We start from the raw sequence: 18,081 nt of genomic DNA, 5'->3' as shown, positions 1-18,081 counted from the left end.
CCCGTATTTTCACTGCCATTGGAGTACAGCATAAAGTTGCAAGTATTTACGGACTAACTGTTGATTCCCTGACCGTTTTAACGGGTGACCGAATTTAATAAAGCATGGGCTGATACTAAAGTTATTATTTAAATCAGTAGCGAATTGAGAATCACTCTCTCTTAGTGTGATGCCTTGTTGGCTATATTCAGTGATCTCGTCTGGGAGTGCGCCCATCCACCAATGTAAGAGCTCACCACTGCTCTTGCCTCGGCTTATCCAATGATCAGAGACAATGATTAAAAGGTCATTGGGTTGGATAGCAAACCCATACTCTGATTGCCAATTATGAATGTCTAACATTAACTTTCTACGACAGGTTTTACCTGCACTCACCATATGATGGCTGATCGTCCATACGGTACCTATCTCAGAAGAAATTCGGAAATGTCGAGGGGCATCACCGGAAGAAAACATTTCGAGTGGACTTGTATGACTCGCATGATTAAAGCTAACGAAGGTGTGATCCATTCGTCTGGCAAAAGCTTTCCCTATGTGATGCTCACTGATCCCTTGATTATGTACGGTAGGATAATGGTGTTCACAGAGTTTTAGGCAATCATCTTGAAACTGATTGACGCTCTTAATCACGAGATCTAATAACAATGAAGTCCCTTATACATAGTTACTATTTTATTGATGGGCAATAGTACGGTAATTGTTGTGTCTTTACCTATTAGCAAAGTGTGAGTTCTTGATCTCTCTATCAAAATTAGCTATTCCTAGCCGTTTTTATGGATAGCACTGGCACTTAGCTGATCTGTATTCTAAATTATGAGGAATTCTAATCAGTTAGAAAGACTATAGCTAATTAGGAAATGTACATTGGGTTAGCGAAATTATAGTGTAGTCAGCTGATCTTGATTGACTTATTTACTCTTAACTTGGAAGTATTCATGACCATTCAATTAGATTCGAAACAAAAGTCTGAGCTAACCCATGCCCTTCAAAAGTACCTGCAAGATGAGCTTGATGTAGAACTTGGTCAGTTTGATACTGAGTTTTTGATTGATTTTATAAGTAAAAAGTTTGGGGCCATTTACTACAACAAGGGGGTAGAAGACGCTCAGAAAGTAATGGAACGTAAAATGTTAGACATATCAGACGAGCTCTATGAAATTGAGCAAATCGTTGAAATTTAACCTCTATGGCCAACTTGTTCAAAAAAGTTGAATAACTCGTTTAATTTGGAACGATGTAATTAATGTAAAGCTTGGTAAATAATATGTTACACAAACTTGGTGTAGGGTACGCTTTTCGAAACTACACTACTCGTTAATATTCGGAATAGATTCATGGACAATAACGTTAGAAATTACAACCCCTTAGCAAGAGCGATGCATTGGGTATCAGCCCTCGCGATTTTTGGACTATTTGGTGTAGGCTTGTGGATGGTTGATCTTTCATATTACAGCGAGTGGTACAAAACAGCGCCAGATTACCACCGTTCGGTAGGTATTCTTTTGGCTCTCGTTACTGTTATCCGCTTGCTTTGGAAGTTAGTTACCGCGTCACCTAAAGTGGAAGGTAAAGGCTACGAAGTTGCAGCAGCGAAGGTTGCTCACGGCTTTATGTACATCAATTTAGCGGTTTTATTTATTTCAGGTTATTTGATTTCTACATCAGATGGCCGCGGGATCGAAGTATTCAATTGGTTCACTGTACCAAGTATGGGTGAACTGTTTGCAAACCAATCTGATCTCGCAGGTACGGTTCACTACTATGCTGCATGGGTACTGATCATCATGGCATCAGTGCACGCCTTAGCGGCGATAAAACACCACGTTATCGACAAAGACGATACGCTACGAAAAATGATAGGAGCTTCAAAATGAAAAAGTCAATTATCGCTACAGGATTAGCATTTGCTATGGCAATGCCTTTCGCTGCGAACGCCGCTGATTACGTGATTGATACAAAAGGTGCGCATGCTTCAGTTAACTTTAAAGTTAGCCACCTAGGTTACAGTTTTATCCAAGGTCGTTTTAACACATTCTCAGGTGATTTCTCATTTGATGAAAGCAACGTTGAAGCATCAAAAGTAAACGTAATTATTGATACAACAAGCCTTGATTCAAACCACGCAGAACGTGACAAGCACATCCGTAGCTCTGACTTCATTGATGCAGGCAAATTCTCAGACGCAACATTCAACAGCACAAAAGTGGTTGATAAAGGTGACGGTAAACTAGAAGTAATGGGCGACCTTAAACTTCACGGCGTAACTAAGCCTATCGTTATTGAAGCTGAATTCATCGGTGCTGGTCAAGACCCGTGGGGCGGTGAGCGTGCTGGCTTCGTTGGTACAACTCGTCTAGAACTTGCTGACTTCAACATTCCAGTAATGGGCGCTTCAAGCTATGTAGATATGGAATTACACGTTGAAGGTGTAAAGAAATAATCTAGCTATAAATGCTGACTGGTATCAACCTTTATGTAGTATCAAAGTTCAGTAGATACTTAGAAAGCGGCAGTTAGAAATAGAGAAAGGCGCAAAGTTATCACTTTGCGCCTTTTTATTATGGTAAATGGTCACGCGTTTAGATCTGTTTTGTGTCAAATCTTTAGTTGCGCTTTAAGCCACCATTTACTTTTAGCCAGTCAACGTTGCCATGACTTATTTGTCTAGGCGAACAACTAATCCCTAATTGTTCAACCTTGTCCTAGTTACTAACCACTTCCTAGTCAAACAGTCGTTGGCTGCACGCTTCCTAGTTAAACCGTTGGTTACAAGTTAAATAAACCATTAACCAGTTAAGCCGTTTCTAGTTCCGCTTTTGGTACTGCGTTTAGGCGGTCACCGTAGATTGGGCGAAGTGCTTGCATCACCTCAATGCGAGTTAGAACCCCGACCATCACACCGTTTTCCAATACCGGCAGCATATGTGGTTGGCTCACTTTCATCGCTTTTGCACGCTCTTCTAGAGAAAGAGAAGTCAAGCGAGTTGCGAAGCCCATACTTGTCGTCGGGTACAGTTGTTCTTTGTCGATACAGAGGAACTCAGCCACATCAACCAACTTGTCGTTTGCGTCGATAGCTACAACATCACGGCTCATTAGGTCTACGACTTTCTGGCCTTTAGTTGGGATGTAGTCTTGGCACCAAAGGTCAACCATTACATCGTGAACAGAGAAGATACCCACTAGACGACCTTCAACATCGCAAACTGGAGCGCTAACAAGTTGAGCATCTAAAAGTGAATCAATTGCCACTGATGTAGGCATTTCTACGCTTAGTGTAATTGGTTGAGTGTTCATGATTTGCTTGATAGTCGTTGCTGTATTCATAGTGATTTCCTTAACTGACGTAATTTCTGTTGTTTGTGTAATTGTTGTAATTTTTGCTGCTGTAAGTTGTGGGCGACGATAAATGCTCCAATTGGCTAAGCCGACCAATACTGCACCACCGACTATGTTGCCGATTGTTACTGGCACCAAGTTTGCGGTGACAAATTTCATGATGTTTAGGTCTGCGTACTGGGTTGGTGCTGCGCCAATTTGCATCCAAAAACTTTCTGGTGCGAATGTTTGAATCGTGATGCCTAGTGGAACCATGAACATATTCGCCACACAGTGTTCAAAGCCTGAACTAACGAACATTGCTACGGGTAATACGGTCATCATCGCTTTGGTCATGGCGTTAGCAGAACTGAACGTTAACCAAATGGCTAAACACACCAATAAGTTACAAAGCACACCCAAAGCAAAAGCTTGAACAGGGCTGTGGTGTAGCTTGTGTTGGGCAATATTTAGAGCGTTTAAACCCCATTGCCCGCCATCTAATTGATACAAGCCTGCTGCACTTACTAGAGCCAAAAGGAACATGGCACCGATAAAATTGCCGACATAAACCTTGCCCCAAATAGACAGCATCTTAGTGAAAGTAATCTGTTTGTTAGCCCATGAGATGCTTGATAAAACTGAGCTGGTAAACAGCTCACCACCGCAAATCACAATCAAGATTAAACCCATACTGAATGCAAGACCGCCGGCTAAGCGACTCAACCCCCATCCAGCATTAGCGCTACCCGTGGTTACCGTGATGTAGAATAAGAAAGCCAGCCCTATAAATGCACCAGCCATGATCGCCAAACTCACTGTCATGCTGCTGGTTTTATTTGCTTTGCTTAAGGAAAACTTCTCTGCTTCCGCCATCATTTGTGCTGGTGAGAACAGTTGATAGTTTTCAGAAGTACTGGTTACCATATTCCCCCCTTGAACAATCCGTCATGTGTAATTCCTAGTGTTAATGACTCGGTTAATCCGTGATGTTTTGCAGGCTTCGTTGTGTCCTGCCATTCCAGATTAGGGAGTTGAGGAGTTGAGGTAAAATTGATAATTTTTAGAAACCACATCAAAATTATTGATATAGATTTGGTTACGCGTAGAATGAAATTGATTGCTCATCGGCTTAAAAAAAAACGAGCAGCAGGACACAAATAATTAAAAGCATTAAGGATGAATTTTGCGTTATTCATTAAAGCAACTCGCGGTATTTGATGCAGTGGCAGATTCCGGGAGTGTTAGTCATGCCGCAGACAAGTTGGCGTTGACTCAATCAGCGACAAGTATGTCTCTTGCACAGTTGGAAAAAATGCTCGGCAGGCCTTTATTTGAAAGGCAGGGTAAGCAAATGGCTCTTACTCATTGGGGTATGTGGCTAAGGCCAAAAGCGAAGCGTTTACTGCAAGATGCGCAGCAAATCGAAATGGGGTTCTACGAGCAGCATTTACTGAGTGGAGAGCTCAAATTAGGCGCGAGCCAAACCCCGGCAGAACACCTCGTTCCTGACCTCATCAGTATTATTGATAACGATTTTCCAGAGATGCGAATCTCGCTTGGGGTACAAAGTACCGATGCCGTTATCGATGGCGTATTAGATTATCAATATGACTTAGGTGTGATCGAAGGTCGTTGTGATGACAACCGAGTTCATCAAGAAGTGTGGTGTACTGACCATTTAACGGTCGTTGCATCCGCTCATCACCCTTTTGCGAAACGTGAACGTGTGAGTTTGGCGCAGTTAGAGCAAGCGAAGTGGGTATTGCGCGAACATGGTTCGGGTACTCGCAAAGTTTTTGATAGTTCTATTCATCATTTAATTGGTGATCTTGATGTGTGGCGAGAGTATGAACACGTTCCTGTTTTAAGAAGCTTAGTAGCAAACGGTCCATATTTAACGTGTTTACCTTATCTTGATGTCGAGCAGTTTGTTGAATCAGGTCAGCTTGTTACTTTGAATGTCCCAGAGCTTGAAATGGAGCGTACGCTTTCATTTATTTGGCGTGCTGACATGGCAGAAAATCCACTTGCCGAGTGTATTAAGCGCGAAGGTAAGCGCATGATGAAAGGCAAACCGTCAGTTCTCTAGCGATAAATTGATAATAATCATTGATAACTAAATATGTTGAATAAACGATTCCGGTCTCTATATAGTGATATGGGAACATTCGTGTACATTATTAATGTGATCACGATCAGCCAAAAGAAGGCGTTCTTACCATAATATGCTTACTTGATTTTAAGTGAGGCTAAATCCGGTTGCGTTCAATTGCGTAATTAGGCTTTAGAAATAGTATGAGTACATTAGTCGCGATTTCACTAACAACAGGTATTTTGTCAGGTCTGTGGGGATGGATTGCTGTCTCTTTGGGATTATTGTCATGGGCTGGCTTCTTAGGCTGCACCAGTTACTTTGCATCGCCAACAGGCGGCGTTAAAGGATTAGCAGGTAGCTTATTGACCAACATGACAGGCGTGTTCTGGGCAATGGTGATAATCGAAAGCTCGACCTTCGTAGGGTTAGAGGTTTTAGGCTATGTGATTACTGCTATTGTCGCTTTCTTTATGTGTATTCAAGCAAAACAAGCGTGGCTCGGTTATATCCCAGGAACTTTCATTGGTTGCTGTGCAACGTTTGCCGCAGGTGGCGATTGGCAACTTGTAGTACCATCTTTACTGCTTGGTGGTGTGTTTGGATACTTAATGAAAGCGACGGGGCTATGGCTTCACGAGAAATCAAGCAAATCTTCGGAAGTTGTTGAACAACACGCTAAGCAAGCGAAGGCTTAACTCGTTAAGTAGGTGCTGCTCTAGTGACGGTGAACTCTTGCAAGATAACCCCCAATTAATTTGTATAAATAGTTATACAGGCACACCTATTTTGGTGTGCCTTTTTTATTCCCTGGGGTAGGAAAATGATATTACGTGTTTCCATTAGCCATTGTAATCACACGTTTTAATGTCCACCTTAGTAGTATCGGAATACACTCTTGTCCCCGGCTTTCACAATTAGAAACGATGGCAAGAGCAAGGTCTGGTTTCGCGTGTTTTTTGAGAACTCTAGCGACGACTTTTTTCGGTGGGATAGGGTGATCGTAAGGTATCTTAACCATGTCACGAAAAAAGTTCTCAAACCCGTTCATATACAAATAATGTTCGATATCTTTATCTGGCAATTCAGTTAGACGGTGTCGTGCTTGATCGTTACCAAGCTTTGAGAGGACCGTTGCCGCATACTTTTTTCCTGCGGCATCACCATCGGTTACTACGTGCCAGTCTATACCAAATTCTTGTGCTACTTTGATGAGTGCTTTAAGCCCTGATTGAGCAAATTCGATTATCTGGACACCTTCTGCTGCAAGATTATACCCACATTGATTGGCTAACTCATTAAACAACCAAACTTCAGTTTCACCTTCTACCAGCAACCAGCATCGAGCAAATAAAGCACCAGGGCGGTGGAAGCGAAGATGGAAACCAATTCGTCTTAGTTCATCTTTGCTGAAGTGATTCATATTGAGTTTGTTCGCGATGGTTTTGTCAGACTGACGAACCAACCTGCGGATCGATTGAAGTGGTACAGCAGATAGTAATTCGCCACTGTTAGTCGTGAGCATTTTCTGCATGGGTAATTTTTGCATTAAACTCCAAGCTCTAGCTAAATGCGTTGGGTGCAAACGACCTTCTGGATCTTCAAGGATCAAAAGAGGGCGGGCACACCGTCTTAAGTCAGTCGGCCCCTTAGCTTGTAGATAGGCATTAAGTAAACCCATAAACAATAAGCGAGTTTGCTTACTTTTGGTCTCTTCGACAATCTGATGAATACTCTTTTCATTTGCTCCTGTAGAGTAACGTAAACCATCCCGTGGCTTCCTTGGATTATTGCGAGAAACGCTTTTAAATGAAAAATAATGCTCTATGAGGTTTTGCATCGACTCTAAGCTACTGCGCATTTCGCCTTTATTGACGTGACCGGGAATTGCCATAAGTCGACGGCAGGTGTTATCAATCCGTTTCTCTATTTTCGCCTGGCGACCATTGCCATTGTTGCCATGAGCCACGTTGCTGACTGCTTTGTGATGGAAAGGGCGATTAAAGTGTCTTGCATCTCGTAAGCGAATTACAGGGTGCAAGGTCATTAACTCTTGGGCAAACTTCTCTGAGTGGTGAAGCTTGAGCGGGTTTCCATCTAAGTCTAAAAATGCGTAATGTGTTGTCGTTTCATACTGTTCTAACGTTGCGCTGATTCGATAATAGATACGGTTGACACCAAATTCATCTTGAACCCAAATCGGTTTAAGTTTGCGATAACGACCCGCTTTAAGCTCGTTTTTGTCGTTGGCTTTTAACGCGAGAACAATTTGAAGGTGTTGAAACTGTGGGTGTGAAATCGAATAATCGACATGGAAATCAGTCATTTCGAATTGATATGGTACTCCGTCAGAGGGGAGAACGACGGAAAGGGCATCTAATAATGAAGACTTACCCCAAGTATTTTCACCAATAAGCGTGGTTAGTTCGTCAAACGCGAGTGACATACGCTTGACACCCCGAAAGCCAGAAATCTCAATTCTTTCTAGTTGCATAGACTTACTCCTAACGGAATGCTCTGCTAATTGTTTGAAAGCTAACAAATATCTTTAATCATAATCTAAAATTACTAGGCCGGTATGCCCACTGGTCACAAAAACTATTCTTTGTTTGTACGGTTCAAAATGAGATTTATAGCTATCTTGAGTATTTTTTTTCCGTTCAGTTTCATAAAATTCACGATTCTGTCATTATTCTCGACCTAGTATGAAGGGACAAAGAGAGAAGAAAATATGACTAAAAAGAACAAGCCAATAAAAATAGTGTTGGCACACATCAATGACACCCATTCATACTTTGAACCAACCTCATTACAGCTATCACTTAAAATGAACAACCACATCATTGAACCTTATGTCAGTACTGGTGGTTTTGCGCGAATTTCAACTCGATTTAAGCAAATTGAGCAAGACGCTAAACGTCAGAAGTTTGGTACTCTGTTTTTACACGCTGGAGACTGCTTTCAAGGCACTTTGTACTTTTCATTGTTTAAAGGAAAGGCTAATGCTGATTTGCTCAATGCGTTGAATATAGACGCAATGACGCTTGGTAATCATGAGTTAGACATGGGGAATGAACCGGTTGCGATTTTCGCGAAAAGAATTCAATTCCCACTGTTGGCTGGTAACTGGAATTTATCGAATGAGGATATCAATAAAACTCATACCCTAGCGGACAACGCAATTGTTAAGCCTTACCTAACTGAGACTCGAAGTGCTTCTTTTATAACGAAAGAGTTTGATGGCGAGAAAGTCGCCATATTCGGCTTAAGCATCGATAAGATGGCGAGCATTGCTAACCCAGATATTGATACCCCATTTGAAAATGCATTAGAAACCGCTAAAGCCACGATAGAACAGATTCACCAGGTGGGCATCAACAAGATTGTGTTACTGAGCCACCTTGGTTATGAAGCTGATTTGGAATTAGCAGCAAATGTAACAGGAATCGGCGTGATCGTGGGTGGCCATAGTCACCGCTTGCAAGGCGACTTCTCTGATATCGGTTTAGTGAAAGACGATGATTACGGCGTAAAAATTGGCGACACCTATGTTGTACAAGCGGGTTTCCATGCAATGAGCATAGGTCACTGTGAAATAGAGTTCGATACAGAAGGTAAAGTCACTCACTTTAATGGTAAGAACGAACTGCTATTAGGACGTCGGCTATTTATCGACGCAAAATTGAGTGAAGTTGGACAAGACGATGCCCACGATATGGCATGTGAGTTCTTGAACAACCATACTAATATCGTGGTGTGCAAAAAAGATCCTGAACTTCAAAGTATCTTGACCGATAAGTACCAACCTCAAGTTAGAAAGTTGCAGCAACAAGTTATCACTTACGTCGAGAATAACTTGCGCCATGTACGAATTCCCGATGAACAAGGCCCAAGTCAACTAGCACCGTTAGTCGCACAATCATTTCACTACCTAATGAATAAAAAAGGGCATGAAGTCGAGTTTGCTATCCATAATTCTGGAGGAGTCAGAAACTCGCTAAATAGTGGTGATGTCTCGGTTGCCGACATTGCCGGAAAATTACTACCGTTTGCCGTACCTATTGGTATGTACAAAGTGAGAGGAAAAACGATTGCCGACATGCTTGAAGGGGCTATTAACAATGCTTTGGACAATGGAGTGATTGGTACTGGGTCGGGTAGTTTCCCTTATACTCATAACTTGAGGTTTTGTTATTACAAAGAGGCACCGCTAGGCCATCGTATTCACCACTTGGAAATTTATTCAGAATCTTCCGGGTGGCAAACCGTGAACCGCGATCGAGTGTATAAAGGTACTTCTTCTGCCTATACCATGAAAGGGAAGGAGGGCTATGACGCCGTTTTAGGTATGTTAGGTAACGGAACTGTCACGACAGATTCAATGGCAGACTGTTTCATCGAGTTTCTTCAGGATCATCCTGAGTCATTACAACAACATGAAACGATGAATTGCTTAGAATGTTCTAAGTAATGCAAAGTAGTATGTCACTATTGATTGATTTATAAAATTGGCACTATTTATGCGTTATTCCTGCAGGTGTGTTTCCTGTGGGGGATAAAAATGGATAAGCAAGATTGGTTGGATGCGGCAGCGGTTGTTGGTTGGGTATCGGTTTGGTCTGCATTGGTATACTTAGTACCTATGGCCGGTTTATAAAAGTAGTCGGTGATTAATAAGTGCTCGCTGTTGAGTAACAGTGGAGTCAGCATTTGCAATGCGTGCAACATCATCAGCATATTACAGACATAAAAAAGGAGCAGATAGCTCCTTTTTTGCTTTTTATGTCAATTTTCTATAGACGAAATACGACGAGATGATTATGATCGTCGCGTTTGGGGAGTAGTTAGCGCAAGTTTACATATCGTCATCTCGTTAGGCCAAGTGTCTATCCGGTATGTAAAGGTGAAATCCCATATTTCACTTCAACGAGACCAACGCAATCACAGTCAAGATCCGTAATGGAACCTGATATGCTTTGTTTGCGGAAGGTCTTTATACAGTTCTTCCGCCCGGAGGAATAATGAACTCAACTCAATCTCTATTATCTACCAACAGTGAATCCTTTTTTTCCTCGCCGATTATGACGACTTATGCGGGCTTTTTTCTGCTGACGATTATTCTCGTATCTATTGATATCTATCAGACTCGTGGCGGTAACGTCACCATTAAGAAAGCGGCAATCTGGAGTGTTTTCTGGTTTGTACTTGCGTTTTTGTTTGCTGGCTCTATTTACCTATTTTGGGACATTTATGCGCCGAACAGTGACTACACAGCGCAAAAAGCAACAGTGTCATTCATTACGGGTTACTTGTTAGAGAAATCACTGAGCGTAGATAACTTGTTTGTCTTCGCGATGATCTTTGCTCAATACCAAGTTCCTGAGCATCTACGACCTCGTGCGCTACTGTGGGGCGTGATTGGTGCATTAATGCTTCGTGCAATTATGATCGCACTAGGCGCACAGCTATTGGCGGAATACCACTGGGTACTTTACGTGTTTGCTGCGTTCTTGATTGGTACGGGTATTAAACTGGCATTAGACAAGGGCGAAGAAGAGAGTGTGAATACACTGCCTGAAAAGCTACTTCGTAAAGTGATGCCGGTAACCGAGGGTTTCCATGGCCCTGCATTAATGGTTAAACAGGGTGCTAAATGGGCATTCACTCCAATGATGTTGGTGATTGGTGCGATTGCAGTCATGGACGTGATGTTTGCATTGGACTCTATCCCTGCAATCTTTGCGGTAACACAAGAACCGTTCTTGGTATTAGCGGCAAACGTATTTGCGTTACTTGGCCTTCGTTCGTTGTATTTTGTACTGCAAGGTATGATGGACAAGTTCATCTACTTGAAACCGGCACTGGCATTCATAATGGTGTTCATCGGTGTGAAAATGCTATTGGTTGACAGTGAGTGGGCTATCCCAACGTATTGGTCTCTAGCGGTGCTGATTTCGACTATGATGATTGCGGTTATAGCGTCGATTTATGCGAAGAAGCCAGGCATTGAACAAGTAAATTAAAAACAAATATAACTTATCGAAAAGTCGATAATGAACACGTGGCTGATGAAGTGGAAAATTTATTTATGTAAATTTTCTGTGACATTGGCCACTGTTGTTTGTGGGGTATTTGTACTAAATGCATGATTTAAACACTATATTGAATTGATACTCACATAGCGTGCATATCTATTTTATGGCATTGTTAATGGTTTGTTTTATTAGAAAAACTAATTCGAATATCCAATTTTAGTCATTTTTTAACCTGCAAAAGATCACCTATTATTATTGTCATCAGAACGAAACACACAAACACATTTATAGAGAGGCAATCATGGCTCAAGCAGTACAAATGAATACTATCGCTGTTCCTAACTCTATGGATAAGAAGACCTACGCGGTTAACTTCAAAGGATTGATTGCACACATTTTCGATATTCTTTTCGTAGACAACTCTCCACGCAGTTACTACGCAAGCGACTTATCTGGTCACATGCAACGCGATATCGGTATCAACCGTTAATTTTAGCGTAAACGCATAGAATTAAAGAAATACAGAATTTAAAACGCCAGCTTCAGAAGCTGGCGTTTTTGTATCTGAAAGAAGGGGACCTGAATTTGAGTGCACGTTTACAAAATTGGTTCTCAAAAGAGGCAAGCGACATAAACGTGAAGCTGATACCGTGTTCACAACTCACTTGAAATCGATTACTTCATATCTTGGACTGCTTTGTTGGGGCTTAATCGCTTAAACCTTTGGGAAAGGGGGCAAATTAGTTACGTAATACTGCTGAAATACGTTAATATAGCGCGCTATTATTTTAGCTTTGAGTTCCGCAATTAATGACTAACACCACGACACCAACCAACTTCTCTGATCTTGGCTTAATCTCACCTTTGATGGCTCGTTTATCTGAGCTTGAATACCAACAGCCAACGCCTATCCAAGCGCAAGTTATTCCAAGTGTGTTAGCAGGACGCGATTTAATTGCAGGCGCAAATACCGGTTCAGGTAAAACCGCAGCATTTGCACTTCCACTGTTACAAAAGATTCATGAAGATGCACCTCTGGACCGTCGTTCAGGCAAAGGTAACTTTGTTTCTGGCCTTATCTTGGTTCCTACGCGTGAACTTGCTAAGCAAGTAGCAGACAGCGTTAAATCTTACGCTGTGCATTTCAATGGCGCGATTAAAACGGTTTGTTTGTTTGGTGGTGTATCAGTAAATACTCAGATGCAGGCGCTACGTGGCGGCACAGATATCTTGGTGGCAACACCGGGTCGTCTACTTGATCTCATTTCAAGCAACGCAATCAAGCTAGACAAAGTAAAAACGTTAGTGCTTGATGAAGCTGACCGAATGCTAAGCCTTGGTTTTACAGAAGAACTCGACGCGATCTTGAAACTATTGCCGAGCAAGAAGCAAACCTTGTTGTTCTCTGCGACGTTCCCTGAGCAAGTTAAAACATTAACTCACGAACTATTGAATGATCCGATTGAAGTGCAACTTCAAAGTGCCAACGCGAGCACATTGGTTCAGCGTGTATTTGAAGTAGAAAAAGGCCGTAAGACAGCATTGCTAGCGCACCTAATTCAGCAACACGAATGGCGCCAAGCTTTGATTTTCGTCAATGCGAAAAACAGCTGTGAGCACCTAGCAGATAAGCTATACAAACGCGGCATCATTGCAGAAGTCTTCCACGGCGATAAAGGGCAGGGTTCACGTACTCGTATCCTTGAAGATTTTAAATCTGGCGAGATCGACGTTCTGATCGCAACTGACATCGCGGCACGTGGTCTGGATATCGAAAAGCTTCCAGTAGTAATCAACTTTGACTTACCGCGTAGCCCATCAGACTACATGCACCGTATCGGCCGAAGTGGTCGTGCAGGTGAAGTTGGCCTTGCGTTATCGCTGATCGATCACGAAGACTACCATCACTTCACCATCATCGAGAAGAAGAACAAAATTCGACTTGAGCGTGAGCAAATCGAAGGCTTTGAAGTGGATGAAGAAACAACCGCTGAACTGGTTGCAGCATTGAAACCCGTTGCGCCACCGGCTGGCACAGGTAAAAAGAAGAAAAAGAAAAAAGCACAAACTAATCAAGATGTGTGGCTGAACAACAACTGATCGAGAGTCAGTAAACAAGACATTCAAAAGGCGCTTAATTGCGCCTTTTGTGTTTTTATTGTACCGATATACATCGCTGCTTTGCTAAACGCTTAGAGCTTAGACTTGGTGAGTAATTCCAATTAGCAATTGGATTTTACTCTAAATAGATCAGTGAATAGCTTGGAGATCATCAATAAGATTAGGATAGTGGTTAACATCAGCAATGGTGTTTCAATCTGGTATATTGGCGTGAGGTTGAGAGCACCAGATGTCAGAACAACCAACAAGTTAATGCCAAGTATTCTATGAATCATAAGCTTAGGTGTTGCGAACACCTTCCATATCACCACGCAATTAATGAAATAGAATAGTGCTAACTGCCATAGCTCACTCATCATCGGCATAATAAAGATGTATTGAAGCAAAATAATAGTTCCAGTACCTAGCACACCGAAAAAAGCATCCTTGATAACACTGGGTGGCATCGTCGGTAACACGGAAGAAAATACTCCTGCAATCATTGGGAAGATAAAACCACCCGGTACTGGTAAATATATCCAAATCAATAGAGACGTTACAAACATTGATACACCTTGTAATACTTTTCTCCCATCCTCATTCAGATGCTGAACAAAGGTACGATGTTCGTAATGCCAAGTGAAGTCTCGACTCTTACAGGCTACATTCGACACATCACCAATCAATGACAACTTCGGTGCGATTAACTCTAGTCTCTCCATATTTTTAATCAGACTTGACCAGTCAATAATGGGCTCGAGCTCATCAGAAGCAAGCTCAAGTAGTCGAGCCTGAATGTGAGCCATTTCATTAATGCGTAAACGCCAGTCTTTAATGTTCTCTTTGAGATGATAACTGCCATTTAATGGTAAATCTAAAAGCTGATAAAGTTTATCAATATTAGCGATATTGGATTCTAAGGCTTCTATATCTAAGCTTTCTGTATTGCGCATTGCTGTAATCAATGTTTCTCTACTCACTTCAAAGCGCTGCACAAAGTTTTGCTCCGTATTTACAGGCCACACTAAGCGATAAATAATGGAGAAAGTTATAACGCCAAGCAGCGTTTCTTGTATACGTAAGACCGCAAAGTAGAACGTTACTTGGCTATCGAAACCGCCCATACAAGAGATGATCGAACATACAGCGAACCCTATCGAGAATATGTATCCATACTTTTCGTCACTCGACATGAAAATACATACTCCTAGAAACAAAGTAAAAAACGTTAGGAATAGAAAGCGATCTTGTGAAAACATCGCAATTAAGAAAAAGGCATAACCAGTCCCTAGCAGGGTTCCCATTAACCGGTTATGACCTTTGTTAATTGAGTGGGCAAAGCTTTCGTTCAATGCCATTACTGCAACGGCAATCGCTGCCCAATAGGGTTTCTCCCATTGGAACCATAGAGCGAGACAAATCGCGATAACAATTGAAAGGGCGGCTTTAATTGCTTCTTTTGTAGACGTACTGAACATAAGCATCACCCAATTACTTGATAATTTTGATAGAGGCAGTCATGCCAACGCGCAGTTGTATGTCTTTGGGTACCTTGTCCAGCTCGACTTTAATAGGAATGCGTTGAGCAAGACGTATCCATTGGAAGTTAGGGTTAACATTAGGCAACAGATCATTGCCTGTGCTGCCATCTTGTTTAGCAATACCAAATCCAATGCTTTTAATATGACCCTTCAATTGAACGTTTTTGTACATCATGAGTGTGACCATTGCTTTATCTTGCGGATTTACCCCTACGAGATCGGTCTCTTTAAAATAACCTTCAATCCAAAAACTATCTTCATCGATTAATGCTACAACTGGCGAGTTTGCAACCACTTGAGAGCCTTCACGTAAGTTTAAGTTAGTAATGTAACCGTTGGTTGGCGCGTAGACTTTTGTGTATTCAAGGTTCAAACCCGCTTCTTCAACGTTGGCTTTTGCTAGTTCGACGTTTGCGCTGCTTGTTTGAACGGCATTGTTTAAGTTGTTGAGAGTTAGTACGGACACGGCACCTGGTGTTCTTTTCTCTAAGTTCAACGCTCGTTGCTCTTCGTTCTTTGCTTTGGCGAGCAAGGCAAGCGCCTGTTTTTGTGTTGCGAGTGCTTTTCGATAAGCCGCTTTATAGATGCTAGGGTCTATTTCAAAAAGAAGGTCACCTTTAGACACCTTAGAGTTGTCATCCACGTGGATTTTGACAGCTTGCCCAGTGACTCGTGGAGTAATAGAAACGATGAAGGCACTGACTTGTCCATCTCTTGTCCAAGGGTTACTGGTATAAGATTGGTAATAGCTATAAACCACAAAGCCTGCAGCAACGAACAATAGTAATGTGATGAGATAACGTTTAATCAAGGAGAAGGCCTTATAAAATGGGAATGAATTGGCCAATAACGCCAGTAAAAATAACGATTAAGCTCAATTCCGCTAATGCAGGAAACGCGACATACTTATGTAGTCCGAGCCTAACTGCGATTGAGCCTGTTAAGACCGTCAACATATAAGCGAGTGCGATAACCAGTAACAGCGGTGGAAAGTAGATTTCCCCCCACACGAGTTCATGTGGCATTGTGTTCATTGTGTTGTTCTCTATTCGCTCCGATAGATATGACGATAATGCAGTTGGTGTAATTTCAATAATCGCTTATAGAGGATTGGGTCCATCAAAAGTCGCCGAATTATGGTCGCTATAGATGAGGGTCGGTTGCAAATTATACAAATTAAGCTCGTTTAGCCTGTCGAATTTGACTTTATTCTTGTCAAAAAGTAGTAAACTGATCTTTTCGTCATAGATGAAATTGATAATCAAGGAAGCCAGTACAATAGAATGAATTTTAGTATTGAACAACTTCTCGCGTTTGTGACCGTTTATGAGCAATTGTCATTTAGTAAAGCAGCAGTAAAGCTTAATAAGCACCGAACAACCATTGGACAAGTTATTACTAACTTGGAAGATCACCTCGCCGTCACTCTTTTTAAAAGAGTGGGTCGCTCTGTTGAGCCAACCGACGATGGGCATCTGCTCTACCACTATGCAAAACAGACGATTGAGCAAGCGAGGACTTTTGATAAGGTTGCGTTAAGCCTGTCTTATGGTGGATTGGAGAACATTACTATTGCTTACTCGAGTGTCATTCCACAACGCGTACTCGTTGATATTCGTAAGCAGTTAAAACTCGACTTTCCGATGATGCGAGTAAATTTTTTGGTTAAGAATAAGAACGAAATTAAGGAAGGGATACAAAGTGGAGAATATCACTTTGGACTTGTGAATGTTCACCATAGTAGGGCAATGCATAGTCTAGATTCTACATTCCTAGGGCACTTTGAGTTTTACCCATTCGGGCAAAGAGGCGGAGAGCTCTCTAATGTAAACAGAGATGAGGTCTTAGTGGCACTCAGGAATTCTAAACAGTTCGTATTAAAATCTCTAATTGATGAAGGGCTGTCTGAAAAGGTTATCGTGAGCTCTGACTACGAAGAAATTGATCAGCTCGCGTTAGTTATTAAAATGCTTGAAGAGGGTCTAGGATGGGCACTACTTCCTAAGGCATTTTTTACTGATTCTGAATTTTCGAAACACTCAATCGAGCCGATTTATTCTGCGCAGATGGTGGAAGGGTTCAAGTTTGGTTTTGCCTTATGGTGTCCGCATTCAAAACAGATCTGCGACATAAAAGGCTCTTTGGTGTCAGTTATCAAACGCTATCGAGAGCACCTTATTGATAGCTTTAATGGGTAAGAATGTTAACTGCTTTAATTTGTTGGCAATTTAGAATGTAAAAAAGGCGCTCATTAGCGCCTTTTCATTTTCTATCACTTTCTTGAAGTAAGATTACTTCTTACGACAGAACTCAGCGATTACGTACATTGATTGACCGCCGTTTGTTTTACCAGAAACAAGCTTAGGATCGTCACCAACGCTGATACCACGGATAACAGTACCTTGCTTAATCACTTGGTTAGTACCTTTGATTGGCAGGTCTTTGATTACTGTTACGTCGTCACCTTTCTTAAGTTCAACGCCGTTCACGTCAAGAGGCTTGTCATCAGCAGACATGCCGATTTGTGCCCAAACTGATGTTTCTTCTTCAAGGTACATCATGTCTAGCGCGTCTTGAGCCCAGCTTTCCGTGTTCAGACGAGTAAGTTGACGCCACGCCATTACTTGAACTGGCGCTTCCTGGCTCCACATGCTGTCATTTAGGCAACGCCAGTGGTTGATGTCTTTAGGATCGTCGATCTCACCAAGACATTTGTCACATACCATGATGCCGTGATCCACTGTTACGTGGCTGTGTGGCGGTACTGCGTATGCAGTAAGAGAAGAATCAGAACCACATAGTTCACATTTAGATTGGCAGCGTTCTAGCATCGTAGCTTCAGAAGACATAATGGACTCACATTAGTAATGTTTTTTGGTGGCGGTATTATCCACTTTATCCCGAAAAATAAAAGGGTATTAAAGAATTAAAAGCGAGATCCTACAATATTCTAACTCAAGAGGATCCGAGATGTAAGATATTAGCTGATACC

At 41.9% G+C, this 18,081-nt stretch carries 17 protein-coding genes; 10 read left to right on the top strand and 7 right to left on the bottom strand.

All coding sequences use genetic code 11. From position 1 onward, the window contains the following. Window positions 1–9: 9 nt before the first annotated feature. Window positions 10–645 (bottom strand): hypothetical protein, encoded by a 636-nt coding sequence (locus WR49_RS07640; protein WP_017058335.1) that lies wholly within the window; start codon window positions 643–645, stop codon window positions 10–12. Window positions 646–935: 290 nt separating this feature from the next. Between WR49_RS07640 and WR49_RS07635 the strand changes: the two genes are divergently transcribed. The 3 genes from WR49_RS07635 (at window position 936) to WR49_RS07625 (ending at window position 2,440) form a co-directional block, all read left to right on the top strand. Next, a complete protein-coding gene (locus WR49_RS07635; RefSeq protein ID WP_017058334.1) occupies window positions 936–1,181 on the top strand; it encodes a DUF2164 domain-containing protein in 246 nt (81 codons plus the stop codon). Window positions 1,182–1,334: 153 nt separating this feature from the next. Further along, on the top strand, window positions 1,335–1,874 hold the full coding sequence (locus WR49_RS07630; protein WP_046223614.1) for a cytochrome b: 540 nt from the start codon (window positions 1,335–1,337) through the stop codon (window positions 1,872–1,874). Then, on the top strand, window positions 1,871–2,440 hold the full coding sequence (locus WR49_RS07625) for a YceI family protein (protein WP_017058332.1): 570 nt from the start codon (window positions 1,871–1,873) through the stop codon (window positions 2,438–2,440). Before WR49_RS07630 ends, WR49_RS07625 begins: the two co-directional genes overlap by 4 nt. Before the next feature lie 353 nt (window positions 2,441–2,793). Here WR49_RS07625 and focA read toward each other — a convergent pair whose 3' ends face one another. Next, the gene (gene focA / locus WR49_RS07620) at window positions 2,794–4,245 is read right to left on the bottom strand and encodes a formate transporter FocA (protein ID WP_046223613.1); all 1,452 of its coding nucleotides are present in this window, start codon (window positions 4,243–4,245) and stop codon (window positions 2,794–2,796) included. A gap of 259 nt (window positions 4,246–4,504) precedes the next feature. Between focA and WR49_RS07615 the strand changes: the two genes are divergently transcribed. Together WR49_RS07615 and WR49_RS07610 are read left to right on the top strand one after the other, a co-directional pair. Beyond that, a complete protein-coding gene (locus WR49_RS07615) occupies window positions 4,505–5,410 on the top strand; it encodes a LysR substrate-binding domain-containing protein (RefSeq protein ID WP_017058330.1) in 906 nt (301 codons plus the stop codon). Between the two features lie 206 nt (window positions 5,411–5,616). Beyond that, window positions 5,617–6,111 (top strand): DUF1097 domain-containing protein, encoded by a 495-nt coding sequence (locus WR49_RS07610; RefSeq protein WP_046223612.1) that lies wholly within the window; start codon window positions 5,617–5,619, stop codon window positions 6,109–6,111. Between the two features lie 131 nt (window positions 6,112–6,242). Here the strand turns inward: WR49_RS07610 and WR49_RS07605 are convergent, their stop codons facing one another. After that, window positions 6,243–7,907, bottom strand: coding sequence for an ATP-dependent endonuclease (locus WR49_RS07605; protein ID WP_046223611.1), 1,665 nt, complete (start codon window positions 7,905–7,907; stop codon window positions 6,243–6,245). 237 nt (window positions 7,908–8,144) lie between these two features. Between WR49_RS07605 and WR49_RS07600 the strand changes: the two genes are divergently transcribed. The 4 genes from WR49_RS07600 (at window position 8,145) to WR49_RS07580 (ending at window position 13,548) form a co-directional block, all read left to right on the top strand. Then, window positions 8,145–9,884 (top strand): bifunctional metallophosphatase/5'-nucleotidase, encoded by a 1,740-nt coding sequence (locus WR49_RS07600; RefSeq protein WP_046223610.1) that lies wholly within the window; start codon window positions 8,145–8,147, stop codon window positions 9,882–9,884. A 550-nt stretch (window positions 9,885–10,434) separates the two neighbouring features. Further along, window positions 10,435–11,436 (top strand): TerC/Alx family metal homeostasis membrane protein, encoded by a 1,002-nt coding sequence (locus WR49_RS07590; protein ID WP_046223608.1) that lies wholly within the window; start codon window positions 10,435–10,437, stop codon window positions 11,434–11,436. Between the two features lie 313 nt (window positions 11,437–11,749). After that, a complete protein-coding gene (locus WR49_RS07585; RefSeq protein WP_017058324.1) occupies window positions 11,750–11,938 on the top strand; it encodes a hypothetical protein in 189 nt (62 codons plus the stop codon). A gap of 320 nt (window positions 11,939–12,258) precedes the next feature. Beyond that, on the top strand, window positions 12,259–13,548 hold the full coding sequence (locus tag WR49_RS07580; RefSeq protein WP_046223607.1) for a DEAD/DEAH box helicase: 1,290 nt from the start codon (window positions 12,259–12,261) through the stop codon (window positions 13,546–13,548). A 122-nt stretch (window positions 13,549–13,670) separates the two neighbouring features. Here WR49_RS07580 and WR49_RS07575 read toward each other — a convergent pair whose 3' ends face one another. Genes WR49_RS07575 through WR49_RS07565 form a run of 3 tightly spaced genes read right to left on the bottom strand, consistent with a single transcriptional unit; the run spans window position 13,671 to window position 16,123 of the window. Next, window positions 13,671–15,026 (bottom strand): FUSC family protein, encoded by a 1,356-nt coding sequence (locus tag WR49_RS07575; RefSeq protein WP_046223606.1) that lies wholly within the window; start codon window positions 15,024–15,026, stop codon window positions 13,671–13,673. Between the two features lie 13 nt (window positions 15,027–15,039). After that, the gene (locus tag WR49_RS07570) at window positions 15,040–15,900 is read right to left on the bottom strand and encodes an HlyD family secretion protein (protein WP_046223605.1); all 861 of its coding nucleotides are present in this window, start codon (window positions 15,898–15,900) and stop codon (window positions 15,040–15,042) included. Window positions 15,901–15,910: 10 nt separating this feature from the next. Continuing rightward, window positions 15,911–16,123, bottom strand: coding sequence for a DUF1656 domain-containing protein (locus WR49_RS07565; RefSeq protein WP_046223604.1), 213 nt, complete (start codon window positions 16,121–16,123; stop codon window positions 15,911–15,913). 249 nt (window positions 16,124–16,372) lie between these two features. On the opposite strand from WR49_RS07565, the gene WR49_RS07560 reads away from it, so the two are divergent. Next, the gene (locus tag WR49_RS07560) at window positions 16,373–17,287 is read left to right on the top strand and encodes a LysR family transcriptional regulator (protein WP_017058319.1); all 915 of its coding nucleotides are present in this window, start codon (window positions 16,373–16,375) and stop codon (window positions 17,285–17,287) included. 93 nt (window positions 17,288–17,380) lie between these two features. Here WR49_RS07560 and WR49_RS07555 read toward each other — a convergent pair whose 3' ends face one another. Further along, window positions 17,381–17,938 carry a PhnA domain-containing protein gene (locus WR49_RS07555; protein WP_046223603.1) on the bottom strand — a complete coding sequence of 186 codons (558 nt, stop codon included), beginning with the start codon at window positions 17,936–17,938 and terminating at the stop codon, window positions 17,381–17,383. Between the last annotated feature and the right edge of the window lie 143 nt (window positions 17,939–18,081).

The organism is Vibrio sp. ECSMB14106 (assembly GCF_000972265.1).
GTDB lineage: Bacteria > Pseudomonadota > Gammaproteobacteria > Enterobacterales > Vibrionaceae > Vibrio > Vibrio kanaloae.
This window is presented reverse-complemented; position numbering and strand designations above follow the sequence as displayed.

Bases quoted from the DNA above. Each gene is read 5' to 3' on its own strand.
- WR49_RS07580 (WP_046223607.1), top strand. From the start codon at position 12,259: ATGACTAACACCACGACACCAACCAACTTCTCTGATCTTGGCTTAATC.
- WR49_RS07575 (WP_046223606.1), bottom strand. From the start codon at position 15,026: ATGTTCAGTACGTCTACAAAAGAAGCAATTAAAGCCGCCCTTTCAATT.
- WR49_RS07600 (WP_046223610.1), top strand. From the start codon at position 8,145: ATGACTAAAAAGAACAAGCCAATAAAAATAGTGTTGGCACACATCAAT.
- WR49_RS07630 (WP_046223614.1), top strand. From the start codon at position 1,335: ATGGACAATAACGTTAGAAATTACAACCCCTTAGCAAGAGCGATGCAT.
- focA (WP_046223613.1), bottom strand. From the start codon at position 4,245: ATGGTAACCAGTACTTCTGAAAACTATCAACTGTTCTCACCAGCACAA.
- WR49_RS07565 (WP_046223604.1), bottom strand. From the start codon at position 16,123: ATGAACACAATGCCACATGAACTCGTGTGGGGGGAAATCTACTTTCCA.
- WR49_RS07590 (WP_046223608.1), top strand. From the start codon at position 10,435: ATGAACTCAACTCAATCTCTATTATCTACCAACAGTGAATCCTTTTTT.
- WR49_RS07560 (WP_017058319.1), top strand. From the start codon at position 16,373: ATGAATTTTAGTATTGAACAACTTCTCGCGTTTGTGACCGTTTATGAG.
- WR49_RS07555 (WP_046223603.1), bottom strand. From the start codon at position 17,938: ATGTCTTCTGAAGCTACGATGCTAGAACGCTGCCAATCTAAATGTGAA.
- WR49_RS07585 (WP_017058324.1), top strand. From the start codon at position 11,750: ATGGCTCAAGCAGTACAAATGAATACTATCGCTGTTCCTAACTCTATG.
- WR49_RS07610 (WP_046223612.1), top strand. From the start codon at position 5,617: ATGAGTACATTAGTCGCGATTTCACTAACAACAGGTATTTTGTCAGGT.
- WR49_RS07635 (WP_017058334.1), top strand. From the start codon at position 936: ATGACCATTCAATTAGATTCGAAACAAAAGTCTGAGCTAACCCATGCC.
- WR49_RS07625 (WP_017058332.1), top strand. From the start codon at position 1,871: ATGAAAAAGTCAATTATCGCTACAGGATTAGCATTTGCTATGGCAATG.
- WR49_RS07605 (WP_046223611.1), bottom strand. From the start codon at position 7,907: ATGCAACTAGAAAGAATTGAGATTTCTGGCTTTCGGGGTGTCAAGCGT.